At 64.7% G+C, this 16,758-nt stretch carries 11 protein-coding genes and 1 pseudogene; 8 read left to right on the top strand and 4 right to left on the bottom strand.

The genetic code is table 11. The features are described 5' to 3' along the window. The first annotated feature begins 126 nt into the window (after positions 1–126). From ASF27_RS18860 to ASF27_RS18840, 5 genes are all read left to right on the top strand, one after another. The gene (locus tag ASF27_RS18860; protein ID WP_156467583.1) at positions 127–564 is read left to right on the top strand and encodes a hypothetical protein; all 438 of its coding nucleotides are present in this window, start codon (positions 127–129) and stop codon (positions 562–564) included. A 324-nt stretch (positions 565–888) separates the two neighbouring features. Continuing rightward, the gene (locus ASF27_RS18855) at positions 889–1,476 is read left to right on the top strand and encodes a metallophosphoesterase (RefSeq protein ID WP_056362456.1); all 588 of its coding nucleotides are present in this window, start codon (positions 889–891) and stop codon (positions 1,474–1,476) included. Further along, complete coding sequence (locus tag ASF27_RS18850; RefSeq protein WP_056362453.1) at positions 1,473–2,711, top strand: exonuclease SbcCD subunit D; 1,239 nt, start codon at positions 1,473–1,475, stop codon at positions 2,709–2,711. The genes ASF27_RS18855 and ASF27_RS18850 overlap by 4 nt, the downstream gene beginning before the upstream one ends. A gap of 32 nt (positions 2,712–2,743) precedes the next feature. Further along, the gene (locus ASF27_RS18845; protein ID WP_056362450.1) at positions 2,744–6,502 is read left to right on the top strand and encodes an AAA family ATPase; all 3,759 of its coding nucleotides are present in this window, start codon (positions 2,744–2,746) and stop codon (positions 6,500–6,502) included. A 269-nt stretch (positions 6,503–6,771) separates the two neighbouring features. Then, entirely contained in the window at positions 6,772–7,914 is a 1,143-nt protein-coding gene (locus ASF27_RS18840; RefSeq protein WP_056362447.1) for a hypothetical protein, read from the top strand. Between the two features lie 192 nt (positions 7,915–8,106). On the opposite strand, the gene ASF27_RS22495 is transcribed toward ASF27_RS18840, so the two are convergent. The 3 genes from ASF27_RS22495 to ASF27_RS21860 form a co-directional block, all read right to left on the bottom strand. Continuing rightward, positions 8,107–8,505 (bottom strand): hypothetical protein, encoded by a 399-nt coding sequence (locus ASF27_RS22495; RefSeq protein WP_156467582.1) that lies wholly within the window; start codon positions 8,503–8,505, stop codon positions 8,107–8,109. Positions 8,506–8,656: 151 nt separating this feature from the next. Next, the gene (locus ASF27_RS18835) at positions 8,657–9,892 is read right to left on the bottom strand and encodes an MBL fold metallo-hydrolase (protein WP_056362444.1); all 1,236 of its coding nucleotides are present in this window, start codon (positions 9,890–9,892) and stop codon (positions 8,657–8,659) included. Then, entirely contained in the window at positions 9,892–12,204 is a 2,313-nt protein-coding gene (locus ASF27_RS21860; RefSeq protein ID WP_244481053.1) for an ADP-ribosylglycohydrolase family protein, read from the bottom strand. The genes ASF27_RS18835 and ASF27_RS21860 overlap by 1 nt, the downstream gene beginning before the upstream one ends. Positions 12,205–12,400: 196 nt before the next feature. Here ASF27_RS21860 and ASF27_RS18825 point away from each other — a divergent pair, with 196 nt between their 5' ends. Continuing rightward, positions 12,401–13,060 (top strand): hypothetical protein, encoded by a 660-nt coding sequence (locus ASF27_RS18825; protein ID WP_056362441.1) that lies wholly within the window; start codon positions 12,401–12,403, stop codon positions 13,058–13,060. A 74-nt stretch (positions 13,061–13,134) separates the two neighbouring features. Continuing rightward, positions 13,135–13,245: pseudogene (locus ASF27_RS21855) on the top strand (DUF4113 domain-containing protein); the annotation flags it as partial. 1,871 nt (positions 13,246–15,116) lie between these two features. Here the strand turns inward: ASF27_RS21855 and ASF27_RS18820 are convergent. Then, positions 15,117–15,797, bottom strand: a complete 681-nt coding sequence (locus tag ASF27_RS18820) for a sensor histidine kinase (RefSeq protein WP_162238656.1) — start codon at positions 15,795–15,797, stop codon at positions 15,117–15,119. Between the two features lie 216 nt (positions 15,798–16,013). Here ASF27_RS18820 and ASF27_RS18815 point away from each other — a divergent pair, with 216 nt between their 5' ends. Next, positions 16,014–16,367, top strand: a complete 354-nt coding sequence (locus ASF27_RS18815) for a hypothetical protein (protein WP_244481052.1) — start codon at positions 16,014–16,016, stop codon at positions 16,365–16,367. Positions 16,368–16,758 lie beyond the last annotated feature (391 nt).

The following is a 16,758-nucleotide window of genomic DNA, read 5'->3' as shown; positions in this document are numbered from 1 at the left end:
GCTCCGCACCCGTCTTCTGACCTCGCCGCATGTCCAGCTCCTTCGGTCCTGGCTGATCCTCTCAATCAGCCCGGTCCAAAGCCAGCCAGTCACGTCAGGATCGAACGCGAGGTCATGGAAGGCCTCATGGAGGAGACCTACGCGACGTCTGAAGCCGTGGCCCGCGAGAACGAGGCGCTCAAGAAGCGCGAGGCCGAGCTGAAGGAACGGGTCCTGGATCTCGGGACGCAGGTCTCGGAACTCCGCAAGGATGTCACGAGGCTAGAGCGAGCGGAGTTCTGGGATCGGGTCATCCGCGAGATCGCCGACGTCATGCCCGAGGATCGTTGGCTCGATGCCACGGAGATCATGCGACTCCTGCCCCCGAGCCTGGCCATGGAGGCGATCGCGTTGGACCGGGCGCTGACACCGGGTCGGATCCGGCGGAAGATGCTCATCCGCGTGGAGTGGGAGCGGTATTTCGAGCTCCGCGTGGAAAGCGGGACACGCAAGGAAGCGTATCGGCGGCTAAAGGGGTGGACCGGTGCCCTGGGGCCGCCACGCAAAACCGACGGTGGCGCCTAACGTGATTGCCCTGATCGACCCTCACCCTTCGTGGGTCTCGATCGACCCCAATGACGAACAAGCATACCGGCCGTCGGTCATATGTAATATTTTTGTAACTAGCAGGTAGTGGATGGAGGGAAGTGTTTCCCCCTACCCGCTACCCGCTACCCGCTACCCGCTACCCGCGGAGTCGCAATCCCTTGCCCCGGGATCGCGTCCAGGGGATAAGGATCGCCTGACCCAGGAGCCACCCATGAAACGCATAGGCTGTCCTTCGCCCCCCTGAAACACGGAGCGCGAGCGACCCACGCGTCGAGCCTCCGCAACCGCGCGAGGCCCGAAATGCCATCCCGAATTCTGTTCACCGCCGACGATCATTTCGGCCATCAGGGCATCCTGAGCCCCCGGATGGCGCTCCGCCGCCCGTTCGCGACCATCGAGGAGCACGACGAGACCCTCATCGCGAATTGGAATGCCTCCGTCCGCCCCGAGGATACGGTCTGGCACCTCGGCGATTTCTGCTACCGCTGCCCCGAGGCCCACGCCCGCGCGATCTTCTCACGGCTACGCGGCCGGATCTTCATGGTGCGCGGCAACCACGACCGCGTCAGCGTCCGGCTGCCGTGGGCCGGGCCCGTCGTCGACGTGGCCCGCGTCGTCGTTCAGGATTTTGACGGCCAACCTCAAGGACTCTTCCTGAGCCACTATGCCCACCGGGTATGGCCGCGGATGCACCGCGGCGACATCCACCTCTACGGACATTCCCACGGCACCCTGCCGGGCACAGCCGCCAGCACTGACGTCGGCGTCGACTGCTTCGATTACCGTCCCGTCACCCTCGACGAGATCAGAGTGCGCCTCGCCGAGAACGCCGGCGGCCGGCCGGACGGTTCCGGCCACGGCGGGCCATCGATGGAGACGGCGCCATGATCCGCGTCCTCCACACCGGCGACTGGCACATCGGGCAGACCCTCCGGGGGTATTCGCGCGAGCACGAGCACGCCCTGGTGTTCGATGCCCTGGTCACGCTCGTCGCCGAACGGGAAGTGGACGCACTGGTGATGGCCGGCGACGTCTTCGACAGCCAGAACCCGTCCGGCGAGGCCCAGCGTCAGTTCTACGAGCTGCTCGTGCGCCTGCACCGGGCCCGGCCCGGGATGACGATCGTGGTCACCGCCGGCAACCACGACGCCGCCGGTCGCCTGGAGGCGCCGCGCGCCCTCCTCGATGCCATCGGCGTCCATGTCGTCGGCAACGTCAGGCGGCCCGGCGGCGCCATCGACCTCTCGCGGCACCTCGTCCCGATCCTCAAGGACGGCGTGGTGGCGGGCCACGTGCTCGGGGTCTCGTATCCCACCGCCGCCTGCCTTCCCGGCCTCGCCGCCGGCCGCGTGCGCGACGAGGCCGGGTCCCCCATCGTTCGTGCCGTGCGCGATCTTTACGCCGCACTGCACGAGGCCGCCCGGCCGGAATTGGCCGGGTTGCCGTACCTCGTCACCGGTCACCTCCATGTCGCCGGCGGCCTGGAATCGGAGGGCGCGGAACGCCGGATCCTGGTGGGGGGCGAGCACGCTGTGCCACCCGATGTCTTCCCCTCCGATGCCGACTACGTCGCCCTCGGCCATCTCCATCGGGCCCAGGGAGTGGGTCGCCCGATCGTGCGCTATTCCGGGTCCCTGATCCCGCTCTCGGCCACCGAGCTGGCCTACCGCCACGGGGTCAGCTTCGTCACCATCGGGGACGGCCCGGCACGGAGCGAACACGTCGTCATCGACCGCCCCGTGCCCTTCCTGCGTCTGCCCGACACGGGCGACATGCCGCTGGGCGAGCTCGGCGACCGCCTGGCGGCCCTCGACCTCGATCCCGAACTGCCGCTGGAGGCCCGACCCTTCCTCCAGATCCGCCTCTCAAGGGACGGCCTTGCCGCGAGCCATCGCGCCGAGGTGGACCGCATCGCCGAGGGGTTCCCGGTGCGGGTGGTCGACGTCCGGGTCGCGAGCGTCGAGGGGATCGTGCCGGACTTGGTCCAGGCGGGTGTCCCGACGGTCCGCCTCGTCGAGCGCGACCCGGAAGATCTGTTCCGTCTCGCGTTCGCCCGTGCCCACGGCATCGATCCCGGTCCGGCGCACCTCGACATCTTCCATCGTGCGAGGGCCGGCGCATGACCCGTCATCACCGCCCAAACCGGTCCTGACCCATGCGGATCCTCGCGATCCGCGGCGAGAACCTCGCGAGCCTCGCCGCGCCGTTCGACATCGATCTCGACCAAGACCCCCTCGGAGCCACCGGCATCTTCGCCATCACCGGCGAGACCGGCGCGGGCAAGTCGACGATCCTCGACGCCTTATGTCTTGCGCTTTACGGGCTGTTTCCCCGCGTGAGCGCCGCGCGGCGCGAGGACGTGCCCGACCCGGGCGGGCAGACCCTGAACTCGGGCGATCCGCGCGCCATCCTGCGGCGGGGGGCCGGCAAGGGCTTCGCCGAGGTCGATTTCATCGGCCGCGACGGCGTCGGGTATCGGGCGCGCTGGGCGGCGTACAGGGCCCGAGGGCGGGCGGACGGCCGGCTGCAGAACGAGGGCCGCAGCCTGTCCCGGATCGGAGACGGCACCGCCGTCGCCACCGGTAAGACCGCGGTGCTGGCGGCCGTCGAGGCGGCGACCGACCTGACCTTCGAGCAGTTCCGGCGCACGGTGGTCCTGGCGCAGGGCGAGTTCGACACCTTCCTCCTCGCGAGCGAGGCGGATCGGGCGGAGCTCCTGGAAAAGATCACGGGGACGGCCGTCTATTCCGAGATCTCGAAGCGGGTCCATGCCGGCACGGACGCGCAACGGGCCGTCCGCGCCGGACTGTTCGCGCGGCATGAAGCCATCGGCCTCCTCGATGCCGAGGCGCGGGACGCGAAGCTCACGGAGCGCGCGGCGATAGAGGACGGGATGCCTGGGCTCCTCGCCGATCAGGCGGCCCTGGCGGCCGGGCTCGCCCATGCCCGCAGCCTCGCCGCCGCCGAGGCCCGGCTCGTCACCGCCTCAGCGCAGGTCGCCGAGGCCGCCGCTGCCGTCCAGGCCGGCCAGGTCGATGCCGCGAGGGTCGAGGAGCTCGAAGCCGTCGCGCCCCTCAGGCGATGGGCCGATGCCGCCGCCGCGTCGGAGGACATCCTCGCCGCCGCCGAGGAGCTTCGCGAGAGGGCTAAGGCGGATATCGCGGCCGCAGACATCGAGGTCGCTAAGGTACGGGCGGGGCATGCGATCGCCCTGTCGGCGAACGAGGCGGGGGAGAACGACCTTCGCACCTTCACGCCGGTCTGGAGCGCGGCGGACGCCCTCGATGCGCGGATAACCGAACTCGCGACTCAAGCCGATGCGGCCGCTGTCCGGGCGAGGGAGACGACGACCGTCCTCGCCACGGCCCGCACCCGGCGAGAGGACCTCGATCGCGTTTACGAAACGACGATGGCCTCGCGCGATGCGGCGGCCCGGCGGATCGCGGAGGACGCAGCCATCGAGCCCCTCGCCGACAGGGCCGCGGAGATCGCCGGACTGTTCGAGAAGCGGACGACGTTCGCAGCCGGTTCCGATGCCGCCCGTACCGCACTTGCCGACGCGGAGACCAGGATCGCCACCGCGGACGCCGCCACCGCCACCGCCCGGGCGACGGTCATGTCGGCCCGCGAGACCCGAGCCCTCGAACTTGCCGCCCGCACCGCTCACGAGCAGGAACTCCATGGGCTCGACGTCGAGGCCGCGGAGGAAATGCATGCCCATCTCCGAGCTCTCACGGAGCGGCTGTCGGTCGCCTTGGACCTTGGCCGGCGGCACGACCGGTCCGAGGCCGAGGTACTGCGTGCTCGTGCCGTCCAGGCCGAGGCCGGATCGGCACGGGACACGGCCGCCTCGCGGCGCACGACCGCGGAAACGGCACGGGGCGAGGCGGCACGTGCGCGGACAGAAATCGCCGCGCTGGCGGATCTCGCCGAGCGCGGTGCATCCGCGGAGGCCGCCCACCTGCGTAGTTTCCTCGTTCCGGGCCAGCCGTGCCCCGTCTGCGGTTCCGGGGATCATCCCGTCGGGGAGCATGGACACGGAACCGATGCGATGACCCGCCTTGTGGAGACCATGCGTGGGCGCAGGGGCGAACTCAACGACGAGTTCGCCCGGGCGGACGACGACATCGCAATGGCCGTCTCCGCAGGGGCAGATGCGACGGCCCGGTTCGACGCCGCATGGCGCGAGGAGGCACAAGCCCGGGCATCCCTGTCGGGCGACAACGACGCCTACACCGAACTCCTTCAGGGGCTGACCTCGGCATGCGAACTCGCGGTCGTACCGGTGGGGCCTCCGCGTGCCTTGGGACCCGACGCCCTCGACCGCCTCGCGGCGATCTCCGCCGCGACCGGAACCGCCCGTTCGGCGATCGCGGGAACTTTGGACAGGGCACGGGCCCTATCCGGCGAGATACGCATCCGGGAGACGACCATCGCAGCCGCGGATGTCGAGATCGCCGCCGCCGAGGAGTTCATCCTGGCCGAGGCCGACCCCCGCCAGGTCGCTGCACTGGCCGCGCAGCACCAGCGTACTCTCATCGCCGGGTTGTCGGAAAGGCTGGAATCCCTCGTGCGGGTACTGGGACCGTTCCTCGCCGCGGGCGGCCTGTGCGAGGCGGATCTCACCCGCGATGCGGACGGTACGGCGAACCGCATCGCAGGGCTCGGCGCCGCCTACCGTGACGTCCGCCATCATCATCGCGACCTAGAGATCGCCCTGAACGACGTCCTGCCACGCCGGGCCGTGGCGATCGAGACCGAGATCATCGCGCAGGCTGCCATGGAGGGGGCGGTGCTGGCGGCGCGCGAACGGTCGACGGCGTTGGACGATGCGCGGCAAGCGCGCGCTGGGCTACTCGGGGGGGAACCGACCAGTATCCACCGCGCCCGCGTCACGGCAGCCAGGGAGGTCGCCCGCGACAACTTACGGATGGCCCAGGAGGCGGTCGGCATCGCCGTCGCCCGCCACGCCTCGGCACAGGGCTCGGCGAAGCACGCCGAGGCACAGCGGCAGCGAGCCAAGGATGCCCTGATTGAGGCCCGCGCGCGTTTCCTCACGGCCTGCGGCGCCCGGGCGCCGGACACGGTGCTCACCCTGCTCGCGATCCCTTCCGAGACGCTCGTTGCCCTCCGCGATGGACGGGATCGTCTGTTGCGCGCCCATGAAGCGGCCGAGGCGGCCCTGGTTCCCCGTCGGGCGGATCTCGAAGTCCTACGTGCGATCCCCGTCGTCGACGTGACCGAGACAGAAGCCGCCGCGGCCCATGTCGCGGAACTCATCGCGGCCGATCAACGACGTCGAGGGGCCCTGGATGCGGATCTCGCCCAGGACGATGCGGCCCGCGGTAAGGTATTGAATCTCGCCGGGGAGATCGAGGCAGTCAAGGAAAGCCTCGCGCAGTGGGAGATGGTCGATGCGGCGGTGGGTTCGGCCAACGGCGACCGGTTCCGGCGCTTCGCCCAAGGCGTGACCCTTGAGCACCTCGCACAGCTCGCCAACGAGCAGTTGCGCCTCTTGAGCCCACGCTACGCTCTCGTGCGCAGCGAGGCGGCCGACCTATCTCTCCAGATCCTCGACCGGGACATGGGCGACGAGCTGCGTGGCACCCGCAGCCTCTCGGGCGGCGAGCGCTTCCTCGTGGCGCTGGCCCTGGCGCTGGCGCTCTCGGGCCTGGAGGGGCGTCAAAATTTCGTCGATACCCTGTTCATCGATGAGGGCTTCGGCTCGCTGGATGCCGACACCCTAGACGTTGCTGTCGATGCCCTGGAGACCCTTCAGGGCCAGGGTCGCCGGGTCGGGGTCATCACCCATGTTGCGGCGATGATCGATCGCATCGCGGTGCAGGTGCGTGTCGAGCGACGTGGCAACGGTCGTTCTACGGTGAGGGTCTCAGACGGTTCCATGCCGGGATGATTGGGTTCGTTGGATACCAGAAATTCGCATCGGATGAGATATAGAGTAAATCCAAGGCTTTGCATCTGCTTTGAATTTACGATTTGGGTGCCCAGCAAAAGCTCTATCGTCGCTCAGTTTATTTCAGGCTTGCGCCCGAAGCAGAAGTCCAGAGGGCCTATTTCGACATGCATAAGCCGAACCGGTCGAATAGCCCCAATTTAAGTCTAACCGTATCGGCGCGCGTCAGTATGCGCATAGCCTAAAAAAAGCACTATGGAGGCAATGGGATGGCAATCGACGCCAAGATTTTTCAGGACCAGTTTGAGGTCTTCAAAGAGCGGGTACTACGGAAAAGCAAAGTGCCCTTCACGTCGTTCCGCGAAGGGTTCGCCTCGGCCTGGGAGGGATACAAGCTCCCGCTGCGGAAGCGGGCGCTGGAACGGCTTGGTGCATCCTCATGGCCCCAGGGTTCGATCGGCAACGGCCAAATACTCAAGAAACTGATCTCCGCCATTGAAATCGCAGAAGAGGGGGGAGCCGCGTCGAATAACCTCGTTCGGTGGCCGAATGAATATGGGCATCGAAATCGCTCGCATTTCGCGCTGCTCGATGCGTTGGATGATCAAACGGCCTGTCGTCGAATTGAGCAGTGGGCGTTCGACTTCTTTCGTGGAGAGCCGGACTACGGTGATGCGTTCGAGGAGCTGCGGGCCCTTGTCGGGTCGCGGTACGATTTGCTCGCCTATCTGTTCTTTCTGCGCGAACCTGAAAGGTTCATGCCGATTGGCTCGCAGACCTTCGATCGCGCATTCGGGACCCTTGAGATCGGCGTGCGCACCGCGTGGCGCTGCTCGTGGGAGAACTATGCGGACTATACTGGTGCCCTGCAGGAAATCCGGGCGGCGCTGACCGAAATTGCGGGCTTGTCTGACGTCCGCCTTGTAGATGCGCACTCGTTCTGCTGGTTGCTCGTGCGGCCGGAGCTGGAACGGCCTGACGTGCTGCTCGTGAACAGCGCCAAGGGCAAGGCGTCTAACGCCACCATCTATGGAGGCGAGGATATTGCCATTCGCAACATGATCGACTCCATCGCGAACACGGTCAAACACGCCAATGGGCAGAAGGTAGAGGTTACCAAGAAGCTTAAGGAGCTAGGGCTGTCGCGCGACGAGTTGGCTGCGCACCTACGGGAGCTAATGAATCTCCAGCAAGGCAAGTGCGCCCTGACGGGCATCACAATCGATCTCCGGAAGGAAGGGTTCGATCGCGCATTGAGAGCGTCGCCGGACAGGAAGAACAGCGACGGCCACTATGAGTTGGGCAACATTCAAATCGTATGCGCCTTTGTGAACGGCTGGAAGGGCGCGATGCCTGACGAGGAGTTTCGTAGGCTACTGGAGCTAGTACGACGCCCGTCGGATGCAAACTAACCCATTTGCACGCGGACGCAAAATATATTGGCCGAAACAAGTTCAAAGAAATCGTCCATGATGGCCGTATCCCGAGCTCAAATTCTGAGAAAAATTGGGATCGGACGTCGGTTTGTCCATCAGCATTTAAAATCCATCACGCCATTTGACGCTCGCGCATCTTGATACTTCCGCCAAAAATTCAGATTGGGATCATGTGCTCACGTTGATTGCACGAAATTCGCCGGTTTCATCATTAAACTCCGTAATTTTCATCAAGAGTTTTAGCTGAGGATTGTAATCGGCATTGCCATTGATTTTCTGCAGTTTATCTTTCGCGTGCCCTATGACAACCCGAAAAAGGGAGCCGCACTCGCTTATTGAATGCCGTAGGTGAGCTTTGCGCGCGGTGTTTCCAGCAAGTCTTCCCCATTCCGCGTAGTCAGGACGATCAAAACAGTCGTAACTAATCGGAATAGTTTTGTAGTTTAATTCATCTCCCCACAAAGCCAGAACGACGACTTTCCCATCCGAACTTATGCCCGACCAATGACCGCGTACACTTTTAAGCTTTACCCCAAATGCGCCGAACGATTTGACCTTATCGACCATGTCCACCTCCTATTTGTTTAAATTATACGCTGTGTGAGAGGTTCGCGCGAAAGATAAGAACGGGAACGTCCGGCCAGACGGTCCGGGATTAGATCTCAAACAGAGGAAATACCGGACCAGACCTTGCCTTGACTTGCCTTCGTACTTAGGCTCACGGCAGCGTCCACATCTCCCCATCGATGAGCCTTCGGACAGCGCCGAACCCCGTCGCCTCGACGTCCCAATTCTCGCCGTGCACGGGGACGACCGTCTTCGCCGACACCGCAGCAGCGAAGGCGCGTAGGTCTGTCGGTCCGGCATGCCCGCTGGTGTGGAGACATTCGATCGCGGCGCCGGCCGTCCTGCACCATTCGAGGGGCTCCGCATGGTGCGGCGTACCGAGATAGCCGCGCCACATCAAGTGGACGAAGGCGTCGTCCGACGTCGGGGTCAGCCCTGCTCGGGTGTAATCCCGGATGAGTGATCGACGCAGCATCACGACGGCGTCGGAAGGCACCGCACGGGCGGCAACGCCATGGCGGGCCATGCGGGCGACGAACGCATCACGGCCGCGCTTGGCGTAGAGGCCACGGAGGCCCGCCGTGACGACCACCTGCAACCCGGGGAAGCCGGCACGCGGCAGCCGCGTTCCCTCCGCGATGCGGTCCATCACATCCGCCACGTACAGGTCAACGACCAGGGTGCGTCCTGTTCGCTTGGCGGCTCGATAGAGCGTCACGGTCCTGTCGACGTTCTGCCCGGACCACGCCACGAAGACCCGGCCGACGGTGCGTTCGAACAGGGCGGTGAAGTCGTCTTCCAACGCGTCCTCGGTGATCACCGACTTGTCGGTGCCGAGATTGGTCCCCTCGATGACCAGGACGTCAACGCCCGAGGGTGGCCTCGCCATGAAGGCGTCGACGAGCTTGCCCTTTCGCCCATGCCTACGGAAATCCCCGGTGTAGAGGATGCGGCGTCCGGCACCCTCGACGAGCAGCATGTAGGCATCGAAGGCGCTGTGATCCGTCAATATCGGCGTTACCGTGAACGGTCCCATGGTGATGGGTCCGGTCCGGCTGGCCCACGTCGATAGCGGACGGTCGAGGGGCGACCCGGAAACCTCACCCGTGATTGCGATGAGTTCGGCCGAAGCGGCGCCGGTCCAGACCGGCCAGTCCGACGGCACCTCGGCGACCAAGCCATGATGGTCCTGGTGGGGATGGCCGATGAGCACGGTCGCCGGCCGCGAAAGGTCGAGGGTGGCCGGGAGCAGCCCCTGGGCGCCCGCCGGGGCGTCGAGAGGGCGTCCCGCATCGAGGACGAGGCGTGCGCCGTCCGGATGGGCGATCTCGATGCAGCTGCCTCCGATCTGCTGCGTCCCGCGGTGGACGGTGAGCGTAAGGGCCATCAGAGTCGGACCTTCGCGGGATCCCCGACGTACTTCGTTCGACCGATGTTGATCTCCAGCTTGGAGCGGTGCGCGATCCATCGCGTCTCGTCGCGCTGCCCGGCGTCGAAGCCAAACACAACGAGCCCGACCGCCGGATCGTCGCCAAGGTGCAGCCGGGCCTCACCCTTGCCGACGGCCTGGATGAGCGGGGATAGCGGGCGGGTCCATCCCATCGCCTTGAACGCGACGAGGTTTGCAGCGACCTTGGCGTAGCTCGCCTCGACGTCATCGCGGTGCTGCGTAAGAAGCATGCGATAGCGCGCGACCTGGGCGCAGACCGGGGCGGACACCTTCTCGCTTTTCGCACGCAACTCGCCGTTGTCGTAGGTCTTCGCCTCCCAGAACACGAGGCGGGCGTCGGTTCCGTCGGTCTCGACCGCGGCCAGGTCGACGCGCGGTGCGGCCGTTTCCTTCCCCTCGAAGACGTACTTGCCCGGGAAGGCGATCTCGACGTCTATGACGTTGGGATTGCGAACCGCGATCTCGTGGCAGCCGGCCTTCTCCGCGTCGGCGAACACCCCGGCCGCCGACTTCATCTTTTTCAGCGTTTCGGGTCCCTCGTACCGCCCGAGGAAACCCTTCTGGAGCAGGGCGGCGATGTCGAAGGTCCCATCGCTCCGGAGCGGCACCTGTGCCGCAAGAGCGGGATCGAGCAGGAATTTTTCGTGCGTCGTGACGCGCAGGGCGTCCTGGACGAAAGATGCTTTGAAGAGGGACTGGCCCTTCCAGTAGACGTTCAGGGAACGTCCCCGGGTGGCGACCACGAGGGTCGGGTCGGCGAGGACATCACGCCACCAACCTTCGCGGTCCACCTCCTTACGAAGGGCGTCGACGAAGGGCTGCGAGAGTGCGTGATCGAATATCGTCATGGGCGTGCTCCTGAAATGGATCGATGCGGCGATGCGATGCGAGATCGTCCCGCGGCAGGCGGCGAGCCGAGCGTTGTCGGCGTCGAAGAGGTCACCGGCCATTTGCTCGATCCGGCCGCGCCAAGCCAGCCGGGCGAGCCACTCCTCAGGGATGGCGCTGGCGCCATACAGGGCCCCGGCAATCTGTCCGGCTACCGCGGCGGTGGTGTCAGCGTCCTCACCGAGGTTGGCCGCAAGAAGCACGGCATCCCGGAAGGTCGTGGTTCGCGAGACCGCCCAGAGCGCCGCATGCAGGGAGGCGACCACGTACCCCGACCCACGGACCTCACTGCGAGGCTGACCTATCCGGAAGCCGCGCACCTGTCCGGCGGCCGGGGAGGCGACGAGGTCCGACAGGGTGGCCCCCTGGATGGCCGCAGCGATCAGGTCGGCGAGGGTCTCGCATCCGTCGACCGCCTCCGGTGCGGCATGGGTGGTACGGGACTGATCTCTTGCGATGCGCAGCATCTCCTCCCGGTCCCGCCAATGACGCACCGCGACGGGTGCCAGACGCATGATGGAACCGTTGCCGGCCGTATCGGGGGCGTTCGACCCGGCGAAAGGGTCACCGGTCCGTTGGAAGCGGCGGAGCGCCGAGGCGGTGGTACCGCCGATGTCAAAGCAATCGCCGGTGCAGGAGTAGGCGCCGTCCCGGTGCCAGGACACGAAGCGACGCATCAGGTCGGACGGATCGAGGTCGGGGTGGGCGATGAGGCTATCGGCGAGCGCGAGGGCCATGGCGGTGTCGTCGGTCCACTGCCCGGGCTTCAGGCCGAAGGGGCCACCGCCGACCATATCGTCGAGAACGGCGTGGGTGGGCTTGGCGGAGAACTCGATGGTGGTACCGACCGCGTCGCCGACCGCCAGGCCGAGCAGCGCGCCCAAGGCCCGGTCGCGAGCCCCGGCCTCGTTCGGGCGGTCGTGATCCCGAGCGTGACCCTTTCGCACCCATGCTTCCTGAGCGATCGTCTCGATGGCCCGCGGGTCGCGGACGCGGCGGACGGTATCGATGGCATCAACCGGTGCGGTACCCATCTCGACCAGAAGCCGGGCGGCGACCATGCCGGCGCGACCGAGCCCGCCGCGGCAATGGACGAGCACGCGGTTGCCCGCGGAGAGAAGGGCACGCAAGCGGACGGACTGTTCGGGCCACTCTGCTTCGAAGGAGGCATTCGGCACGTCGACGTCCCGGATAGGCAGATGATGCCATTCCATGAAGCGCTCGCGTACCGCCTTCCCGATGCCGACGATGCCATGGAGGGCAAGCTCGTCGGTTCCCATCAGGGTGACCACCGCTGAGGCACCCCAATCGGCGACGGCATCGAGGTCTGCGTCCAGGTCACGGTCGTGGCTGCCGGTCAAACCGGTCGCCTGCTTCTTGCCCGGGGCGAAAGTCACACCGATCATGCCGCCGAGGGTCCCGGTGGGCAGTTCGGCGATGCGGAGTTCGTTCGACATGGTGTGCTCCCGTCGGTTGATGACGAGTTCACGGTAGCTCGGGACTGTCATCCGGACGGGTCGCGTCGGAATTTTCCGGATTCTAGCTGTTGGGGTTCACATGGGTGCGTTCGTCGGGTTTTACTGGACGTTCCCGGTCCGCTGGGCCGGCTTCCTCGACCTTCCCGACGACGCGGCCCGGGCGGCCGAGGCGAGCCGCACGATCGCCTATCAGCGCGCCGTCGTGCGGAAACAGGTGGACTGGGAGAACGGCGCCCTGATCGGGGAGGTCGTGGCCATGGAGGTCAGCCCGGACCGTGGCACCTCGGCCATCGAGGGGGATGTCGCCAGGGCTGGCCGGCTCTGCAGGGAGGCCAAGGCGACCTTGCTGCACGTGGACTTCCATCAGAACGGTGGCTGGCGCCCTCACCCGATCCTCTCCGAAGCGATGTCGGCCCTAAGTCGGATCGCCATCCCAGTCCTCGGGCTGCCGGCGGACGAGATCATGCTGGATAGGCGCAGGTTCGACCCTGCGGAGCACTTTTCCATGCGGCGCGTCCAGGAGGTCGAGGAGCGCGAACGCAGGCGTAGGGACGTGCCAGCGGCGCTGGCGGTGGCTTTATCCGAGGTCCCGGACAAGCGCGGCCGGTGGAAGGCCGTTGCCTCCCTTCTCAACGGACGGAAAGTCCCGACCCTCGGTGGCGGGACCAGTTGGACGGCGGAGAACGTACGGAAGGCTGCCAAGGTCGTTAAAGGGACTCCGGACACCAGAATGGAATGAGCGCGGATAGCCAGAGCCGGGTCCCATATCAAAGATGCCAAGCCAACCCGGCGCGTGAAACGGCGCGGCAACACCCTGGAGCAGCCGGGTTTGCCCCGAGACGATCATGGTCGACCAAGTTCGAGATGCGGTCCCCTTGCTACGTCACGAGGCTCGACGAGCTGCCGGTGGTCGCCGCCGCCTGAGACTGGAGAGCGAGGAGGCAGAATGAACCTGTACGCCCCGCCCCGCTGCAGTTTGCTTCTAGGTAGCAAATCCCTACGCGATCTAGTTTTTGCGGGTGACCCTCGAATGCGAAGGATGTTCCTTCGCTTTTCCAGCTCGGCAGGAATGCTTTCGTCGATGGCCACCGGCGAAATTCAGTGACGGCCTGGAAGTGTCAGGAATGCTTTTCGAATGACGCTCGGTGCGGTCGAAAAGCGGTTCAACGAGCACGGCCAAGCATGCCCGCGCCGGCTCGTGGCTGCCAGGCAAAATCTGGTAGTGCAGCGATGGTCCCGGCTATCGCAGTCGCGGAGCACCGATAGCAGTGGGTCACCATCCTTCGGGATGTGTTGGAAGGATCGATCGGGCCGTCTTTTACCGTCACCGCCATACCGACGATAGCGATCATCACTAGGGTAGACCCGCCCTCAAGCGAAAGCGCCACCAAAGACCGACCTTCTCCCCTCATACGACGCTGAGGCCGTCCGAGTACCGTCCGACCTACCTATCCGAACGGGGCATAAAGCCCTGATCCGAAGGTGGAATTCAATTTAAATATGATTAGAGCAGAACGCTTAGAAGGCGGCTGCTCTATCCAGCTGAGCTACGGAGTCGGGAGTGCCAGCGCCCGTAGAAGCCATGGGTCTCGCGGTCGGTCAACCCCGAGCGCTCGGCCTTTCGGGATGCGTGCTGCCCAGCGTCGCGGCTACACGTACATTGCCGGGAATGGCGAGGAGGCTGCCGAAGTGACAAGGCTGTGGCGCCGAGCTTCCGATGAAATACCCGGGGCCCGAATTCGAACCCAGATCGACCGCGCTCATTCGCCCTCCAGGGATACGACCATTCCAAAGCTCTCTTTCGGCTCCGCGGCGCGCGCTTTCTTCTCAATGACGAGGCATCGACCGACCGGAGGTGACTAGAATTTCTGTTTGTTCGATTGAAGATCTTTACCCGCGTTGATGCGATATCCTGCGATACACTGCGTGACGAACGGCGCCCTTAGTTTGTGCCGCATCCCATTCTGCTGGGCACGTCGCTCGCACTTTTCCCGCCAATCCGACTTCTGCGTCATCGCGCCAGCCATCGAAGGGTTCGCGCGTGCTGGGAGCCACGTCAAGGATAGGATGCAGAGGCTCGATAGGATGGTCACGCGAATCCGTCGTCCTTGCGACTTCGACCCCATGAAGCTGGAATCCGTCCTGCCGATCCGATGGGGCATGCTCAGACTGGAACGCCGAAGCGCTGGCCGAACAAGTAGAGTGCCAAGAAAACGACGGCGATCAGTACCACCAAAATTCCCAGGATTAACAGCAAGTTTTTCGATTTTCTCTTTTCCGCCGAGCCGTATTGATTACCATTGAGTGACATTTGTATAAACCTCGCCAATGTTTATATCAGATGGATCAAATATTCGTCATCCAGATGGAAATATAAATTCCTGATATTCGGGCGAGCCCGAACCACAGTAGAACACGCAGCATCGGGATGGGCACCTCACTCGTGTCATGAGTTCGCCCGATTCTGGACCTCGACCGGGAAGCGCGTAGGCAAACGATCCAAAACAAATCTCAGAAATTCGTTCCGCGGTAGATTTCACATAAGATTGATGGATTAAAGCTCGAACCTCGGTAGAGCACCGAACCATCGTCACGCAGTGATCTATTGGTCGTTCGGCGCTAAACTATACTGAAACATCTATAGCCGGCACGTTGTGAAATCTGGATTGGACATCACCGAGCAGCGATCGCATCGTGCCGTCGCAGGCCACGACGGATCGGAACCCTCTTTTTCTTCACGAACGTGCCTATCGGGCGAGCCGCCGTCGTCTACGCCTTGCTCAGCGAATCACATCTCACGTCTCGCGCGCGAAGGCGTGATCGGTGAAGGGCAAGTTGAGGCTACAGCGCAGACCGTCCGCATCATAGCTCAGTATCGTCTCGGCCTGGAGTTCATCCGCGAGTGTACGGTTCAGCATCTCGGTACCGAAGCCAGTGACGAGCGGTGCCGCCGCGATCCTCGGACCGCCGCGCTCCTGCCACGTGACCGCGAGCCAATGCGCATCGTGGGATAGTTTCAGGCGCCATGTCACGGATACGTGGCCGCCCCGGGCCGACAGGGCTCCGTACTTGATCGCGTTCGTAGTCAGTTCCTGGAATGCCAATCCCAGGCTCATCGCGGCCCTTGGTGCCAGCCGAACCGATGGCCCATCGAGGGAAACCTGATCGTCTTCACGGGCTTGGCCGGCCATGAACTCCGTCGCCAGAAGGGTGGCAAGGTCCACGCCTCCATCCGACGCGCAATCGATCGCCGACTGCGTACGGGTGAGCGCGTCGAGGCGACCTTCGATATGCAGGGCGAAGTCTTCGAGCGTCTCACTCGACTCGACCGTACGCCGGATGACGGAACGCATCATGCCCAGGACGTTCCGGCTTCGGTGTGGAAGCGCGATCGGGTGCGCTTCAGGCTCGGACCAACGACCCGCCAGATTGCCGTCCGGGGAAGGAGACCAGTCGTCCCCGTCATCGCTGCTCATGGAATCCTCGCATGGCGTGAACCTTCGACGGCTCATCCTCGTGCCCGAGGTGTCGACAACCGGACGTGAACAGATCCTAAGCCCACACGACGCCGACCTTGTCCCGAGTGCCTAGTCCGACCCAGGCGCACCTCCAGGCCCACCTGCAGGCCCACCTGCAACATGCAAGCCCCCTCGCAGGGATGCAGGCCCCATGAACGGCCCAGCGGATCGTAGGTGCACAACGAGAAGCGCACACCACCTGAAACCTATGTTGATGAAGCTTTCCTTTCGATGTCCGACACGTGTCGGTGTCGATCGGAGGAGTCGTACCTCATGCTAAGAAATCGCGCGAAAACCCCGGAATTCTGGGATACGGTGATCACGCATGTCACGGCTAAAGTCGAGCCCGTGATCGGCCGCACCGACACCATTCGCGAACCTGTGATCATCTACCTGCGAGACCTCGAGGCCGTCGCCCGGCGGGAGTGCTCCAGCCGAGACGCATTGCAAGTCATCGGGTCCGGACGCAGACTCCTCGGCGATACCACAGACATCGGTCCGGACCGCCGATCCCTGACGCGGAGATAGCGCGTCGAGCGATGCATGCGACATCGGTCCAGATGGGGCCAGCGGGAAATCAAGGCGCGCCCGGTCTGCAGACATGGCAGGCGCCCCTTACCTCGGAATGCAGCAGCCCCGTCGGACCGGAACCTTTGTGGACTGCGCTGACCGAGCGCATGCCTGACCGCCGGTTGTCGAGCTGCGGTGGGCCTCGCGGGTCCCAAAACCCCATCCTGGGCTCGCGATCTGTTCGGAGGGGCACGCCGTCCCAAGCCTGCGGATAAAACCAGCATCCATCATCGGCTTATCCTGAGTTATCTCGCTTTATCATAGATTATATCGACATATTTTTGGTTCGATACCACGATTTTTCTTGGAACATTGTTTTTAAGTCTGGAGTTCCTGGATCTCATCTACC

Source organism: Methylobacterium sp. Leaf102 (genome assembly GCF_001422425.1).
Lineage (GTDB): Bacteria > Pseudomonadota > Alphaproteobacteria > Rhizobiales > Beijerinckiaceae > Methylobacterium.
Note: the sequence above shows the minus strand (reverse complement) of the source record. Positions and strands in the feature narration are given on the sequence as shown.

Coding starts and splice junctions, on each gene's coding strand:
- ASF27_RS18835 (WP_056362444.1), bottom strand. CDS start 9,892: ATGGCCCTTACGCTCACCGTCCACCGCGGGACGCAGCAGATCGGAGGC.
- ASF27_RS18840 (WP_056362447.1), top strand. CDS start 6,772: ATGGCAATCGACGCCAAGATTTTTCAGGACCAGTTTGAGGTCTTCAAA.
- ASF27_RS18860 (WP_156467583.1), top strand. CDS start 127: ATGGAGGAGACCTACGCGACGTCTGAAGCCGTGGCCCGCGAGAACGAG.
- ASF27_RS18825 (WP_056362441.1), top strand. CDS start 12,401: ATGGGTGCGTTCGTCGGGTTTTACTGGACGTTCCCGGTCCGCTGGGCC.
- ASF27_RS18850 (WP_056362453.1), top strand. CDS start 1,473: ATGATCCGCGTCCTCCACACCGGCGACTGGCACATCGGGCAGACCCTC.
- ASF27_RS18820 (WP_162238656.1), bottom strand. CDS start 15,797: ATGAGCAGCGATGACGGGGACGACTGGTCTCCTTCCCCGGACGGCAAT.
- ASF27_RS22495 (WP_156467582.1), bottom strand. CDS start 8,505: ATGGTCGATAAGGTCAAATCGTTCGGCGCATTTGGGGTAAAGCTTAAA.
- ASF27_RS18845 (WP_056362450.1), top strand. CDS start 2,744: ATGCGGATCCTCGCGATCCGCGGCGAGAACCTCGCGAGCCTCGCCGCG.
- ASF27_RS18855 (WP_056362456.1), top strand. CDS start 889: ATGCCATCCCGAATTCTGTTCACCGCCGACGATCATTTCGGCCATCAG.